The 14,900-nt window shown below is 64.3% G+C and carries 14 protein-coding genes; 8 read left to right on the top strand and 6 right to left on the bottom strand.

All coding sequences use genetic code 11. The annotated features are described in order from the left end of the window. Window positions 1-199: 199 nt before the first annotated feature. Window positions 200-664 carry a 50S ribosomal protein L13 gene (gene rplM, locus WDX12_RS25930; protein WP_040983169.1) on the top strand — a complete coding sequence of 155 codons (465 nt, stop codon included), beginning with the start codon at window positions 200-202 and terminating at the stop codon, window positions 662-664. Continuing rightward, window positions 664-1,134 carry a 30S ribosomal protein S9 gene (gene rpsI / locus WDX12_RS25925; RefSeq protein WP_040983171.1) on the top strand — a complete coding sequence of 157 codons (471 nt, stop codon included), beginning with the start codon at window positions 664-666 and terminating at the stop codon, window positions 1,132-1,134. The genes rplM and rpsI overlap by 1 nt, the downstream gene beginning before the upstream one ends. 57 nt (window positions 1,135-1,191) lie before the next feature. Here the strand turns inward: rpsI and WDX12_RS25920 are convergent, their stop codons facing one another. Continuing rightward, a complete protein-coding gene (locus WDX12_RS25920) occupies window positions 1,192-2,100 on the bottom strand; it encodes a LysR family transcriptional regulator (RefSeq protein WP_320298045.1) in 909 nt (302 codons plus the stop codon). A 95-nt stretch (window positions 2,101-2,195) separates the two neighbouring features. Here WDX12_RS25920 and WDX12_RS25915 point away from each other — a divergent pair, with 95 nt between their 5' ends. Continuing rightward, window positions 2,196-3,068 carry an aldo/keto reductase family oxidoreductase gene (locus tag WDX12_RS25915; RefSeq protein ID WP_434722519.1) on the top strand — a complete coding sequence of 291 codons (873 nt, stop codon included), beginning with the start codon at window positions 2,196-2,198 and terminating at the stop codon, window positions 3,066-3,068. A gap of 213 nt (window positions 3,069-3,281) precedes the next feature. Here the strand turns inward: WDX12_RS25915 and WDX12_RS25910 are convergent, their stop codons facing one another. Together WDX12_RS25910 and WDX12_RS25905 are read right to left on the bottom strand one after the other, a co-directional pair. Continuing rightward, a complete protein-coding gene (locus WDX12_RS25910; protein ID WP_320298047.1) occupies window positions 3,282-4,340 on the bottom strand; it encodes a glycerophosphodiester phosphodiesterase family protein in 1,059 nt (352 codons plus the stop codon). 95 nt (window positions 4,341-4,435) lie between these two features. After that, window positions 4,436-5,650 carry an acyltransferase family protein gene (locus WDX12_RS25905; RefSeq protein ID WP_434722518.1) on the bottom strand — a complete coding sequence of 405 codons (1,215 nt, stop codon included), beginning with the start codon at window positions 5,648-5,650 and terminating at the stop codon, window positions 4,436-4,438. 125 nt (window positions 5,651-5,775) lie between these two features. Here WDX12_RS25905 and speB point away from each other — a divergent pair, with 125 nt between their 5' ends. Genes speB through WDX12_RS25890 form a run of 3 tightly spaced genes read left to right on the top strand, consistent with a single transcriptional unit; the run spans window position 5,776 to window position 8,579 of the window. Further along, the gene (gene speB, locus WDX12_RS25900; protein ID WP_320298049.1) at window positions 5,776-6,777 is read left to right on the top strand and encodes an agmatinase; all 1,002 of its coding nucleotides are present in this window, start codon (window positions 5,776-5,778) and stop codon (window positions 6,775-6,777) included. 29 nt (window positions 6,778-6,806) lie between these two features. Beyond that, window positions 6,807-7,739, top strand: a complete 933-nt coding sequence (gene argC / locus WDX12_RS25895; RefSeq protein WP_320298050.1) for an N-acetyl-gamma-glutamyl-phosphate reductase — start codon at window positions 6,807-6,809, stop codon at window positions 7,737-7,739. Between the two features lie 6 nt (window positions 7,740-7,745). Further along, a complete protein-coding gene (locus WDX12_RS25890; RefSeq protein ID WP_320298051.1) occupies window positions 7,746-8,579 on the top strand; it encodes an aminoglycoside phosphotransferase family protein in 834 nt (277 codons plus the stop codon). On the opposite strand, the gene WDX12_RS25885 is transcribed toward WDX12_RS25890, so the two are convergent. Continuing rightward, window positions 8,569-9,660, bottom strand: coding sequence for a COX15/CtaA family protein (locus tag WDX12_RS25885; protein ID WP_320298052.1), 1,092 nt, complete (start codon window positions 9,658-9,660; stop codon window positions 8,569-8,571). The genes WDX12_RS25890 and WDX12_RS25885 overlap by 11 nt on opposite strands. 151 nt (window positions 9,661-9,811) lie before the next feature. On the opposite strand from WDX12_RS25885, the gene WDX12_RS25880 reads away from it, so the two are divergent. Continuing rightward, on the top strand, window positions 9,812-10,027 hold the full coding sequence (locus tag WDX12_RS25880) for a DUF2842 domain-containing protein (protein WP_320298053.1): 216 nt from the start codon (window positions 9,812-9,814) through the stop codon (window positions 10,025-10,027). A gap of 7 nt (window positions 10,028-10,034) precedes the next feature. Here WDX12_RS25880 and WDX12_RS25875 read toward each other — a convergent pair whose 3' ends face one another. Then, window positions 10,035-11,093, bottom strand: coding sequence for a polysaccharide deacetylase family protein (locus WDX12_RS25875; RefSeq protein WP_434725710.1), 1,059 nt, complete (start codon window positions 11,091-11,093; stop codon window positions 10,035-10,037). Between the two features lie 91 nt (window positions 11,094-11,184). On the opposite strand from WDX12_RS25875, the gene WDX12_RS25870 reads away from it, so the two are divergent. Beyond that, complete coding sequence (locus tag WDX12_RS25870; RefSeq protein WP_434722517.1) at window positions 11,185-12,414, top strand: GNAT family N-acetyltransferase; 1,230 nt, start codon at window positions 11,185-11,187, stop codon at window positions 12,412-12,414. A 61-nt stretch (window positions 12,415-12,475) separates the two neighbouring features. Here the strand turns inward: WDX12_RS25870 and WDX12_RS25865 are convergent, their stop codons facing one another. Beyond that, window positions 12,476-14,716: a GumC family protein gene (locus WDX12_RS25865; RefSeq protein WP_434725709.1), complete on the bottom strand. Its 2,241-nt coding sequence runs from the start codon at window positions 14,714-14,716 to the stop codon at window positions 12,476-12,478. Window positions 14,717-14,900 lie beyond the last annotated feature (184 nt).

The following is a 14,900-nucleotide window of genomic DNA, read 5'->3' as shown; positions in this document are numbered from 1 at the left end:
TGTTTTTGCATCATTTTATCCGCCAGGCTGGTTTTTGATCGCCTTGACGCGTTAAGCGCCCTCGCCTATAAGCCGACCCGAAGCAGCGGCCCGCAAAGGCCGCCGTTTTGTTATTGGCGGGTCGGCTCCGGCTCTTCCGTCAATCCAAGCAACAAGAAACGCCTTTCCTGATTGGAAAGGTCAACGTGAGAGCAAAACCATGGCTACCTTTTCGCAGAAGCCTGCGGATGTGGTGAAGAAGTGGGTGCTGATCGACGCCGAAGGTCTCGTCGTCGGTCGTCTGGCCACCGTCATCGCCAACCATCTGCGCGGCAAGCACAAGCCCACCTTCACCCCGCATGTCGATGATGGCGACAACGTCATCGTCATCAATGCCGACAAGGTGGTGTTCACCGGCAAGAAGTACACCGACAAGGTCTACTACTGGCACACCGGCCATCCCGGCGGCATCAAGGAGCGCACCGCGCGCCAGTTGCTCGAGGGCCGTTTCCCCGAGCGCGTCGTCGAGAAGGCCGTCGAGCGCATGATCCCGCGCGGCCCGCTTGGCCGCCGCCAGATGAAGAATCTCCGCGTCTACGCTGGCGCCGAGCATCCGCACACCGCCCAGCAGCCCGTCACGCTCGACGTGGCCAAGCTGAACTCCAAGAACAAGAGGGCTTCGTAATGGCTGAGCTTTCCTCGCTCGCAGAACTCGGCACCGTCGCCGCGCAGCCGGCCGCGCCCGTGCATGTCCAGAAGCTCGACAAGTCGGGCCGCGCCTACGCCACCGGCAAGCGCAAGAACGCCATCGCGCGCGTCTGGGTGAAGCCGGGCTCCGGCAAGATCACCGTCAACGACAAGGAATTCGCGAGCTATTTCGCGCGTCCCGTGCTGCAGATGATCCTCAACCAGCCGATCGTCGCGGCCAACCGCGCCGGCCAGTACGACATCGTCGCCACCGTCATCGGCGGCGGCCTCTCGGGCCAGGCGGGTGCGGTGCGTCACGGCATCTCCAAGGCGCTGACCTACTATGAGCCGGGCCTGCGCTCGGTGCTCAAGAAGGGCGGCTTCCTGACCCGCGACAGCCGCGTGGTCGAACGCAAGAAGTACGGCAAGGCGAAGGCCCGCCGCAGCTTCCAGTTCTCCAAGCGCTAAGCTTTACGGGTTCCAAGCTTTCGAAAGGCCGCCTCCGGGCGGCCTTTTTTGTTTCCATTACCAGTGCCCGGCCGTCGATTTGATGTAGTCGATGAAGGCACGCAGCGGCGCCGGTACCAGACGGCGGCCGGGATAATAGAGGAACGGCCCCGAGAAGTTTTGCCACCACGGCTCCAGTACCGGCTCCAGCACGCCGCTCTCGAAATATGGGCGCACCCAATCCTCGAAGAGCCAAAGGATGCCGACGCCAGCGATCGCCGCATCGACGGCGAGATCGACGCCTCCACCGATGCTGACGACCAATGGTCCCGTGGGATCGACTCGCACCACCTCACCATCCCGCTCGAACTCCCAGGGCGTCATGACTCCGCTCGGGAAGCGGCCGCGCACACAGGCATGGCCAAGCAGGTCACGGGGATGCTGCGGCCGACCGTACCGATCAAGGTAGGCCGGCGCGGCGGAGGTCGTGAAGCGCTGCGTGCGCGGCCCGATCGGCACGGCGATCATGTCCTGCTCCAGCCGCTCGTCATAGCGGATGCCGGCATCGCAGCCCGCCACCAGCAGATCGACAAAGTTCTCCTCGGCAATCACCTCCAGGCGAATGGCAGGATAGGCCGCCAGAAATCCCGGGACGATTCTTGGCAGCACCAGCCGCGAGGCGCTTATCGGCACGTTGAGCCGCAAGGTTCCGGCGGGCCGGTCGCGAAAGCCGTTCACCACATCGAGTGCGGCTTCCACCTCGCCCAATGCGGGGCCGAGCCGCGCCAGCAGGCCGGCACCAGCCTCGGTCAAAGCGACGCTGCGCGTGGTGCGGTTGAAGAGCCTGACACCAAGCTGCGTTTCCAGACGGCGGATGGCTTCGCTGAGCGCGGACGCACTGCCCGCCGTCACACGGGCTCCTTCGCGAAAACCGCCGGCGCGCGCCACGGCCATGAACGCCTGAAGATCGTTGAGGTCAGCCGCCATTGTTCTAAATTCCGTACAAGCTGTGCCAATTATATCCGGTTATCGGGACAGCAGCTATGTCCTATCTCCCTCACCGACAACGAAGGAGAACTGCAATGTCCAGCGTAGACAAATCCGGCACCTATAAACTCGGCAACCGCACGGTTCATCGCATCGGCTATGGCGCCATGCAGCTTGCTGGCAAAGGCGTGTTCGGTCCGCCGAAGGACCATGACGCGGCGATCGCGGTGCTGCGCGAGGCGGTGGCGCAAGGCGTGAATCATATCGACACCAGTGACTATTACGGGCCGTACGTCACCAACAAGCTGATCCGCGAGGCGCTATCGCCCTATCCCGACGATCTCACCATCGTCACCAAGATCGGCGCCCGTCGTGGCGAAGACGCCTCCTGGCTGCCGGCCTTCACAGCCGATGAGCTCGAACAGGCCGTACACGACAATCTTCGCAATCTTGGCCTCGAGGTGATGGACGTCGTCAATCTGCGCATCATGTTCGGGGTGCATGGTCCAGCGGAGGGCTCCATCGAGGCGCAAGTCACCAAGCTGGCCGAGCTTCAGCGCAAAGGCCTGGTGCGCCATATCGGCCTAAGCAACGTCACCCGCGCCCAGATCGCGGAAGGCCGCAAGATCTGCGACATTGTCTGCGTGCAGAACCAGTACAATCTGGCGCATCGCGACGACGACGCGCTGATCGACGAACTAGCGCGCGATGGCATCGCCTATGTGCCGTTCTTTCCGCTCGGCGGCTTCAGCCCGCTACAATCGTCGACGTTATCCGGTGTCGCCGAACGGCTTGGCGCGACGCCGATGCAGGTGGCGCTGGCGTGGCTGCTGCAGCGCTCGCCGAACATCCTGCTGATCCCGGGCACATCGTCGGTCGGGCATTTGCGGGAGAATCTTGCGGCTGCGGAGTTGGAGCTGTCGGGGGATGTGCTGAACGAGTTGGATGGGGTCGCGAAGGCGGCGTGATTGGGTGATCTCCCCACTTGTGGGGGAGATGCCCGGCAGGGCAGAGGGGGGCGCGAAGGAACGCCAACCTTGAAAGGTTTGCAATCAACGGTGACTTTTGAAATGCGGCCGCGATCGACCTAGACGCGGGATAGGCCGGCGGGACAGCGCCCCCCTCTGCCCTGCCGGGCATCTCCCCCACGAGGGGGGAGATCGCAGTTCCAGCGCCGCACTCTAATTAATGCTTGCGGTATGCGCCGGCTCGGCCTGCTTGATGTCCGTCGTATAAGGCACGCGAAAACCATTGGCCGCCAGCCACTCGATCGCCGCTTTCGGCTCATCCGTCTGGATGATCGTCGCGCCGCGGTCGACCCAAAAGCCCCAGGCTTCGCGCGGCAGGCTGGCGGCGACGGCGAGCTCGTCGCCACGGCCGCCGGCGAGGAATCCACCCGGCTTGTTGACGATGGCGTAGGTGTCGGCCCAGAGATGCCAGTCGCCTCTGGCCGCTTCCGCCCGCATATGGTTGCTGAACAGCGGGCCGCCGGTCGACGTCAGCGTCTCGGCGCCGTTGCGCCAATTGATCAATTCGATGGCGCGGGGCGCGAAAGCCTTGTCGACCTCGCCGGCGAAGCCCGCATCGTGGACGGCGTCGTCGGCGAGGATCGGCATGAACTGGAAGCCGCCGCCGGCCTTGGCAAGTGCTGCGCTCGCGGCATCGATGCGTTGCCGGTTCCAGAGGTTCTCCTTGACGATGACCTGATCGGCCATGCCGAGATCGCGCGCCTCGGCGATCATGCCCGGCAGGTCGGTCACCTCCAGCTTGTTGTCGAGGTTGATCAGGATCCTGTCCCTGGTCGTCAGCAGCATCTCGCGCAGCGTCGACACCGTCTCGTTGGTGACGACGCCCGTGCCCTCGATGACCAGCCGGCATTTCTTCAGCTCGGCAAGCGTGTATTTCACCACCTCGCCAGTGCAGGTGGTCGTGCGGTCGAGCCAGCTGTCATGCATGATGACGAATTCGCCGTCTTTCGCGCGCCGGACGTCGACCTCGACGATCTCGGCGCCGATCGCGATCGAGCCTTCGACCGCGGCAAGCGAATTCTCTGCGTAAAGCGTCTTGCCGGCCTGCATGCTGCCGGCCCGGTGCGCAGCGATCATCACATGATCGCGCCACTGGTTGGCATGCTCGAAGCGGTCGAGGATTTGGGCAGCGCGTGTCTCGCCGGCTAAGCTTTGTCCGGCAATGGTGGCAAGGGCGGCGGAAAAGGCAAGGCTCATCCAGAGTGTTCGCATCGGGGAATCGCTCCGTTCCGGGTCGCGACCCGGTTAAGCGATGCCCATGACAGGGCGGTGAACGAAGCCGGCTAGCTGTTTCGCATCAAAGTTCGTCAAATCCGCCTGGAAAGGCGGCGGAACCAGGCAAGCGCAGGCATTTCGACGAAGCGCCAGGTGAACCACGACGCGACGATGACCGCGATCAACATGGCGATCAGGGCCGCGAAGCCGATCCAGGGCGAGCCGGCGCCGAAGCCGGTCGCATGGTCGCCGCGCAGCATCAGGTCGCCGACGATGCCGAGCCCGAGCTTGCGTTCGATCAGGCCGCCGACATTGATCATGCGCGCCTGGACGAAGATGTGGACCATGTAGATCGAATAGGAGAGCGAGCCGAGCAGCAGCATCGGCCGGCTGCGCAGCACGGCGCTGACCAAGCCGCCTTCATGGGCAAAAAGATAAAGCGCCAGCGCGAAGACGACCGGCGCCGCAATGCCAAGGTCGTTGGTGCCGGCAGTGGAGACGAACAAGGCGATCCCCGCGATCATCGCCAGTTCGGCCAGCGTCCAGGCGAGGCGCCCTGCCCCGCCGCTCAGCGCCTGTCGCGCCTCTGCAATGGAATCGTGCTGAAACCAGGCAAGCAACGCACCGAGCGAGAAGCCGTAAAGGCAGCGGATGAAGCCGAAATCGAAGGACACGTCCATATGACGCGTCGAGACCGCAAGCAGGAAAAGGGGCGCCGTCACCGCGGCGGCGACGAACCATATCCAGGCGCGCTGGCCGGTGGTGAAGACGACGGCGGCAAAAAGCAGATAGGTGAAGAACTCGGCCGAGATGCTCCAGCTCGGCGCGTTCCAGCTCAGATGATCCTCGACGCCCATGCCCTGCACAAGGAAGAGGTTGGCGATGAGGCTTTTCAGGTCGAAACCGGCGGTGAAGGGCGCGGGACCGGTTCCGTGCAGTGCCGGCAGCACGAGCCGGAGCGCCTCGAAGCCTGCGAAAGCGGCAAGCATCAGGAGATGCAACGGATAGATGCGGCCGAAGCGCACCAGCGCGAAGCGGGCAAGGTCGTCCTCCTTGTTCAAGCGACTGCCGTAGGCGCTGGCGATGACGAAGCCGGACAGCACGAAGAAGAAATCGACGAACAGGTAGGAGCCCCCGACAAAGGCGCTCTGCGAAATCATCGAGGTCGTCGGGAAGTGGAACAGCGCCACCAGCAGCGCGCAGATGCCGCGCCAGGAATCCAGCACCAGGAAGCGCTCGCCGGCGGTCGTGCCGACACGGGTCGCCGTGGGTGCGGACGCAAGATTGAGCAGAGCCGTCTCAGCCATATTGATACAGATCCTGTGTTGGCGTGGCACTCGCCGAGCGCCGCTTCCATTCCGCAAGCTGTGACTGGCATGTTGCGTGCCGGTTCTGTAGTTGTGGCTGCCCCGATGAAAACCGAGGATTCCTAATGGCGAACAATGAGATCGACCACGCCTTCACCGCCCGTTCCAAAACGGGCGCGTCGCTCGAGCCGACCTATGCCGGCGCGCTGTCGTTCATGCGGCGCAAATACGCGAAGGACGTGAAGGACGCGGACGCCGTCGTGTGGGGCATTCCCTTCGACGCCGCCGTCACCAACCGGCCCGGCGCCCGCTTCGGGCCGCAGGCTATTCGCCGCGCCTCTGCGATCCTCGACAACGACCCGCAGTACCCGTTCTCGCGCGACCTGTTCGAGCACCTTTCAGTGGTGGACTATGGCGATTGCCTGCTCGACAGCGGCAATCACCAGAAGACCCCCGGCACGATCGAGCGCGAGGCGGCCAAGATCCTGAAATCAGGCGCGTTCCTTTTGACGCTCGGCGGCGACCATTTCGTCACCTGGCCGCTGCTCAAGGCGCATGCCGCGATCCACGGGCCGATGGCGCTGGTGCAGTTCGACGCGCACCAGGACACCTGGCCCGACGACGGCAAGCGCATCGACCATGGCTCCTTCGTCGCCCGCGCGGTGAATGAAGGCATCATCGACCCCGATCGCTCGATCCAGATCGGCATCCGCACCCATGCGCCGGACACGTTCGGTATAAAAATCCTCTATGGCCACGAGGTCGAGGAAATGCGCGCCTCCGACATCGCCTACGCGATCGTCGAGCGCACCGGCGGCAAGAAGACCTATCTCACCTTCGATATCGACTGCCTCGATCCGGCCTTTGCGCCCGGCACCGGCACGCCGGTGGCAGGCGGCCCGTCTTCGGCCAAGATGCTGTCGACGCTGCGCCAGCTCGGCCAGATCGACATCGTCGGCGCCGACGTCGTCGAGGTTGCGCCGGCCTATGATCATGCCGATATAACGGCGATCGCCGGATCGATCATCGCCATGCATTATCTCGGCCTGTTGGCGGAGCGAAAGGCGCGGCTTGACGAACTGAGCAACGGCAATCATGCCGCAATAAATCATGCCAACGGCATATAGCATTGGAATCGCAAGGAATCTGGCAAGCGATGAAACCGAAAATCTTCATTGACGGCGAACACGGCACGACGGGCCTGCAGATCAGGGCGCTGCTGGCCGACCGCGGCGACCTGGAGATCATCTCCATCCCGACGGAGCGCCGCAAAGAGGCCGCCGCCCGCGCCGAGTTCCTCAACGCGGCCGATGTCGCGATCCTTTGCCTGCCGGATGCGGCGGCCAAGGAAAGCGTGTCGCTGATCACGAACGACACCACGAAGGTGATTGACGCCTCGACCGCGCATCGCGTGGCCGAGGGCTGGGAATATGGCTTCGCCGAAATGGACAAGGACCAGGCGAAGAAGATAGCCAGCGCGAAGCGCATCGCCAATCCCGGCTGCTGGCCGCAAGGGCCGATCGCGACGCTGCGGCCGCTGGTTGCGGCCGGCCTGCTGCCTGCCGACTTCCCGGTCACCGTCAACGGCATCTCCGGCTATTCCGGCGGCGGCCGGCCGATGATCGAGGACTATGTCGGCAAGGGCGAGGACGCGCCCGAGTTCCTGCCCTACGGGCTGACGCTGCAGCACAAGCATGTGCCGGAGCTTCGCACCTATGCGAAGCTGTCGCATGACCCGATCATGCAGCCCGCGGTCGGCAATTTCGCGCAAGGCATGATCACCGTGGTGCCGCTGCAGCTCGGCGGTCTCGACCGCGTGCCGACAGGGGCGGAGCTTCATGCGGCGATCGCCGACCATTATGCCTCGATCGACGGCGGCGTGGTCGAGGTCGCGCCCTACACGCACATGGAGCGCATGCCGGAGATCGACCCGGAGGTCTACAACGGCACCAACCGGATGAAGGTCTACGTGTTCGCCAATGACGAGCGGGCGCAGGCGCTGCTGATGGCCGTCTACGACAATCTCGGCAAGGGCGCGTCGGGCGCCGCGGTGCAGAACCTCGACCTGATGCTCGGCATCAAGCACTGAGCGGCAATGCAAGCGTTTCCCGAGCGCTGGAAGCTCAGCGCTCCCGAACTCATTGAAGAGACGTTTTCCAGCCGGATCTGGAAGGTGACGCGCGAGGATGGTTCGCCGGCAATCGTCAAGGACCTGAAACCCTTCGACGACGTCGCCGACGAGCTGCGCGGCGAGCATTACCTTGCCTGGCGGGGCGGCGAAGGCGCCGTGCGCCTGCTCGGCCGTGACGGCAATCGCATGCTGCTCGAATATGCCGGCGACCGACTGCTTTCCGAACATCTTGCGGAATATGGCGACGATGTCGCGACGGCGATTGCCGCCGACATTATGGGGAAGCTGCTGTCGCCCTCCGAGCACACGCCTCCGGCCGACCTGCAGCCCTTGCGGGAACGGTATGTCAGCTTGTTTCGAGCGGCCAAGACCGATCAGGAAGCCGGGCGGCACAGCCTCTATGTCGACGCTGCCAATATAGCCGAGCGGTTGCTTGCCGACCCGCATGCCGTGCGCCCGCTGCATGGCGACCTGCACCACGACAACATCCTGTTCGGGCCGCGCGGCTGGCTGGCGATCGACCCAAAGGGCGTGCTCGGCGATCCCGGCTTCGACGCGGCGAACATCTTCTACAACCCGCTCGACCGCGACGACCTCTGCCTCGATCCGCGCCGGATCGCGCATATGGCCGACGTGTTTGGAAAGACGCTCGGACAGTCGCCACGCGCCATCCTCGACCATGCGATCGCCTATGGCTGCCTGTCGGCCGCTTGGCATCGCGAGGACAAGAACGCGGTCGACGAAAAACGCGAGCTAGCCGTCGCTGAAGCAGTTCGAAAGGTTCGCCTCAGCCTCTGACGGCAATTTCGGTCGGAAGCGGATAGGCGCCCTTGGTGCCGCGCCAGTGCGCGGCAGCGAAGCCGAGCAACACAAGCGCGATCGCCTGATGCGTCAACGCCATGTGCAGCGGCACCTGCATCAAGAGCGTGCCGATGCCGATCGAGGCCTGGACGACCACCAGCGCGAACAGAAGCGTGGCCCGGCGGGCATGGGTGGTGCCGGGCTGGCGCCGCCACGTCGCGATCATGTGCCAGAGCGCCACGACAAGGACCGTATAGGCGCCGAGCCGGTGGACGAACTGAACCGTTTTCGGATTTTCGAAGAAGTTCAGCCAGGCGGGTTTCAGGAGAAGCAGGTCGGACGGGATCAGCTTTCCGTCCATCAGCGGCCATGTGTTGTAGCTAAGCCCCGCGTGGAGCCCGGCGACCAATCCGCCAAGATAGATCTGGACCAGCGCCAAAAGCACGATGAAGCCGGCAAGCCGCTGCGTCGGCCGGTCGGCGGCGGGCTCCGAATGCGGCGCCAGCCCGCGCGCGACCACCATGGTGGCTGTGAAGATGAGCGCGGCAAGCGTCAGGTGTGTCGCCAGCCGGTATTGACTGACCGAGACGCGGTCCGCCAGGCCGGAAGCCACCATCCACCAGCCGATGGCGCCTTGCAACCCGCCGAGCGCCAGGATGCCGACGAGCTTCAGCCCGAGGCCACGTTCGATGCGGCGTGTCGCCCAGAAGAACAGCAGCGGCAAGGCAAAGACGACGCCGACGCTGCGCGCCAGGATGCGGTGCGCCCACTCCCACCAGAAGATCGACTTGAAGTCGTCGACGCTCATACCCTTGTTGATCTCGGTATATTGCGGGATCTGCTGGTAACGCTGGAACTCTTCCTGCCATTCGGCGTCGTTGAGCGGCGGGATGACGCCGTGGATCGGCTGCCACTCAGTGATCGACAGCCCCGAGCCGGTGAGACGCGTGGAACCGCCGACCAGCACCAGGGCGAACAGCACAAGCAGCACGGCGTAGAGCCAGCCGCGCACCAGGGCGCGGTTATGCAGGTCGCGGTCGCGTGCGGCATAGGGGGCCGTGGCGGTGATGGCAGCCATTTCGCTTTCCCGGCGGTTGAAACGCGCGATTGGTGGACCAAGGTCGCCCAACTGGCAAGACTGGACAGCGCGGCACGCCGTCGCGCCGGGCCGCGACGGTTGCGCGCCCTCTTCATTCGGCCTAAGCGAAGCGGGTCAACGGAACCGCGACATGCCCATTCGCCTGAAAAAGCTGATCGGAACCATATTGCTGGTGGCGCTGGTCATCATCTACGCGCTGATCGCGTCGGCCGTCGCGGTCACCAGGCTCGCCGAATACGGCCCTGTCGCGCATCTGTTGTTCTTCCTGTTCAGCGGCCTGTTGTGGGTGCTGCCTGCCATGGGCATCATCAAATGGCTGATACTGGAGCCCGGCCCGAAGGGCTGACGCAGCCTTAGATGGTCACCACCATCTTGCCCGCATTGGCGAGCGGCGTCGTGATGCCGGACAGCATCGTGCGGATATGCGCCACGCTCTGATAGCGGCCATTGACGGAGATGCGCGGCAGCGCGTGCAGGAAGCCGGCATGCTCGGCGCGCAGCACACCATGCCGCGTGGTCACCGCCGAGGCATAGCCTGCGTCGCGGGCGAAGCCCACCTCGCGGCAGCCGACGGCGCTCGCATAGCCATACGGGTAAGCCAGATGACGCGGCTCCTCGCCGAGCCTTTCCTTGAGGATACGGCGGACGTCGCCGATCTCATGGCGCGCATCGACTTCGGACAGTCGCTTCAAGTTCCGATGGTTGATGGTGTGCGCGCCGATGGTCACCAGCGGGTGCGCTGCCATGCTGCGAAGTTCATCCCAATTCATCAAGGCGCATGGGCGGCCCGAGCCGAATTCGAGCCCGTTCGAACGGGCTAGCTCGCGCAGCGCGTCGCCCTGCTTTTCCTCGGAGACTTCCAGGGTCAGCCAGGCGTTCAGCCGGGCAATGGCTTGGATCTTCCTGCCTGGCGTCGAGCAATCGATCAGCGTCGGCTTGCCCGCCTTGTTCAAAGTCAGGCGCGAACTGGTGTCGACAATGTCCTCGATCACGTCCCACCAGAGATCGACGGCGCCGTCGATCAAGCCGGGGGCGACATAGATGGTGATCGGCGCGGCGTGCTTTTGCAGCACCGGAAGCGCCTCGGTCATGTTGTCGCGATAGGCGTCGTCGGCGGTGATCGTGGCGAACTGGCCGCCCTTGCCGCCCGTCTTGATGCGTTCGATCGCTTCATCAAGGGAAACAAAGGTATAACCCCGCCCCTTCATGTCAGCGATCAGCCTGTCGAGGAAGGCCGGAGCGATGTTCAGGTGCCGATTGACGCTGTTCGGCTTTTCCGGCGTCGCGGTGACACGGTGCAGCATCAGGATAGCGCCGATGCCGCCAACAAACGGCCGCGCCAGGGGCGCGAGACCGGAGAAGCGGGCAAGGTTCAACGCCAGTTTCCGGATTGCCTCGCCCCCGTCGATCATTCCTTCACCTTTTGCGCCTAGGCTCATGCAAGCACGAATTGCGCCTATGCGAACCCCCAAGTCGGAACCAATACGTCTTAAGGATTGAGGTATGGTTGACGCCACCGCGTCATTTGACGGCAACCGGGTCGCGACCAATGAGATTTCCGCGCGCGCCATGCGAGCCGATCAGGGTCGGTGGACTGCGACCGCAAGGGACGGCGCCGGACTTGCCGACTATGTTCAATTCTGCACCTCGGCGCTGTTCGCGCCGGCGCAAAGCGCATCCTGGGTGGGCAACTGGGCGACCGCAACCGGCGCCGACATGGTTTTTGCGACGCTGGCCTGCGATGGCCGCCCGGCGCTATCCCTGGCCCTGGAGATCGTAAGACGCGGCCCGTTCAAAGTTGCCCGTTTCGCCGGCGGGCGCCACGCCAACGGCAATTTCGCCGCCGCCGATCCACGTTTCCTGCCTGCTATCGACGGCCAGGCGATCCGCTCGGCGTTCAAGGCGATCGTGCAAACGCGGCCGGACATCGACCTGATCTCGCTGGAAAGGCTGCTGCCCGACCTCGATGGCGTTGCCAACCCGCTCGCCGCGCTGCCCGGCTTTCCAAGTCCGAACCTCGCGCTCGCGGTCGACCTCGACGGCGGGTTCGACGCGCTCTTGTCGCGCGCGAGCGGTAAGCGCAAGCGCAAGAAGCACCGCTCGCAGACACGCAAGTTCGAGGCTGTCGGCCCCTTCCGCCGGATCGAGGCAGGCACCAGCGAGGAGGTCGACAGGCTGCTCGACGCCTTCCTCGATATGAAGGAAGTACGCTTCGCCAAGATGGGCATCGCCGATGTCTTCGGCGACAGGCAAGTGCGCGACTTCTTCCGGGCGCTGTTTACCGATGCGCTGAGCGAGGAAAATCCCTCCTTCCTGCTGCACGGCCTGGACGTGGCGGGAAAACTGCGTGCGGTCACTGGCTCCAGCCGCTCTGGCAAGCGGCTGATCTGCGAGTTCGGCGCCATCGCCGAGGACGACCTCGCCTTCGCCAGCCCCGGCGATTTCCTGTTCTTCGACAACATCCAGGAAGCCTCCGAGCTCGGCTTCGAGGTGTATGACTTCTCGGTCGGCGACGAGCCTTACAAACGGCTCTGGTGCGATATCGAGATCCAGCATTTCGATGTGCTTGCACCGTTGACGCTGAAAGGCCGCGCATTGGCGACGATGATGCGGCAAGGCGCGCGCGCCAAGGCCTTCATCAAGAACAACCCGACGGTCTGGAAGCTGACCAAGATGCTGCGCCGCAAGGCGGCCGGTCAGGCCGCGCCCGTCCCAGCCGAAGACGACAACTGATCACCACGCTTTAATCGGACGCACGGTTGCTTCGACACCCCGTCGCGTTTTCGCGCGGCATTCAAGCCGCCGAGCGGCGTCCCGGCACCGGGGTTCCCGGCGGTTCGTGGCCGACCGGCGTGACCAGCGTCAGGTTCGGGTAGCCGTTCTCGATCAGCTTGACCGCGGCCTGCGTCACCTGGTCGTCGGCCTCCAGCATCGACAGGAAGACTTCGGTGCCGTCGCCGACCAGGCGGCCAATGCCTTGCGCGTCGGCCGGGCCGCACTCGACCACGACGAGATCATAGGCCGTGGTGAGCGACTGCATGATGATCGGCAGCCGGTCGGCGGCGCGCATGGCGCGGACAGGGTCGGCGGTGCCGACCGGAATGACATGCGCATCCGAATAGAGATCGGGATGGATGACGTCGCTGAACTGCGCTTCGGACGCAAGCAGATTGGTGATGCCGGGGAACAGGCTCGTGTCCAGCATCGGCAGCGACGCCGCGCCCGATGCGGTGAGATCGAGCAGCAGCACACGCAGACCGGCGTCGGATACTTCGCGCGCCACGAGCACGGCGGACGCGGCCGCCTCGTCGCCTTCCGGCGACACGAAGATCGCGCGCGCGGCGCCGGAAGCGATCAGCTTCTCCGCGGCCTTGTCGACATCGATCTCGCCGAGCCTGGATTGCCTTGGTTCCGGGGTCAATTCGCTGGGCCCAGCCTGCTTGACAGCCGCAGCGCGAGCCTCCGCCAGATCGCGCTCGGCCGGCCTCGGGAATTCCGATTCCGCAATCGAATGCGCCGCCGCGGCTTCCTCGTAAGGCGCAAAGGCCCGACCTCCGTCGTGAGCCTCAACGACCGTCGGTTCCACCCTGGCCACGGGCATCGCCACCTGCTCGATATCGGTAAAGCGGGCGCCGGCGGCCGGACGCATGGCGCGGCCCGAGAACAGCTCGCCAAGCAGCGTGCCGATCGCCATCAGCAGCAGCGAAGCGGCGGCGGCGGCACCGGTGATCGGCCCAATCTTCGGGAAATAGGGCTGGGACGGCACCTGGGCGCTGGCAATCAGGCTCGCCGCGACAGGCGAGTATTTGCGATCCTTGCGCGAGGCCACCGCATTGTAGCTTGTCATATAGGATTCAAGCTGTTGGCGCTGAACATTCGCGTCGCGCTGCAAGGCGTCCAGCTGCACCTGCTGCTCGCCGGCGCGGGCCGACGCGGCTTTCAGCGTGTTGACGTCCGCGACCAGCTGATCCTCGCGGGCCTTGGCCGTCTGGGCCTGGGCGGCCAGGCCACGGATGATCTTTTGCGCCTCGTTGCCAATCTGGCCGTCGAGATCGGCCAGTTGCGACTTCAGCGCCCGGATGCGCGGGTGGTTGTCCAGCAGGGTCGTGGAAAGGTCGGCGATATTAGCCCTGAGTTCCACCTGGCGCTCACGCAGGCGCTGGATCAGATCGGAAGACAGGACTTCCGGCACGCTGTCCAGCGAACCGCCATTCTGCAGCGCCCGGCGCACGCTTTCGGCGCTCGCTTCGGCGGCGGCGCGGCTGGCGCGCACGCGCGACAACTCGCTCGACAGTTCGGCGAGCTGCTGGGTCGGAAGCACCGCATTGTTGCCACCCATCAAAAGGTCGGACTGGGCGCGGAACGCCGCGACCTTGGCCTCGGCGTCCTTGACGCGATTCTGCAGGTCCGCGATTTCCGGCGCCAGGAAGTCGGTAGCGGCGGCATTCGATTCGAGCTTGGCGTCGCCCTTCGAGGCGATATAGGCGTTGGCGATGCCGTTCGCGATGTCGGCGGCAAGCTTGGGATCCTTCGAGGCGAACTCGATGGCGATCGCGCGCGTCTTCTCAACGGCGTAGACGTTGAGCTTGTCGTGCATGGCATTCAGCACGCGCTCCTCCGGCGCAATATCGAAGGGATCGCTTTTCAAGCCGACAAGAACGAGCATGCGCCCGAGCGTCGACATCTTCAGCGTTTCGTCGAACTCCGGCAGCTTGTCCAGGTTGAGCTTGGTCGCCACCTGCTTGAGGATGTCGGGCGAGGAAATGATCTGGACCTGGGTCGCGACGCCCTGCTCGTCGAGAATCGGCTTTTCGTCATCGTTGGTGCCTGGCGGCCGGGTGTATTCCGATTCGCGCGAGCCGATCTCCAGCTTGGCTGTCGCCTTGTAATAGGGCGTCGCGAGCCAGGCGAAGGCAAAGGCCAGCCCGGTGGCCAGAAGCGTCACGAAGACAATGCGCACCCAGTTCCTCGCCAGACTGGCGAAGAGCTGTCTCAGATCGACATCGACGTCTGCGGCCGCGGACTGAACGGACATGCATCCTGCTCCGAACTTTGAGTCGAGGACGGACCGTAAACAACTATGGTAACTCACCCGTTAAGATCAGAATGGATGCTTATTAGAGAGCACTCAAAGAAGATTGGGCGAAAGCAATAGAACAATTGGGCTTTTTGCCGATCTCCGCTCTCCCGCAGCACACTCCTTTACCGCCCATTAACCC

Source organism: Mesorhizobium sp. RIZ17, from assembly GCF_051127865.1.
Taxonomy (GTDB): domain Bacteria; phylum Pseudomonadota; class Alphaproteobacteria; order Rhizobiales; family Rhizobiaceae; genus Mesorhizobium; species Mesorhizobium humile.
This window is presented reverse-complemented; position numbering and strand designations above follow the sequence as displayed.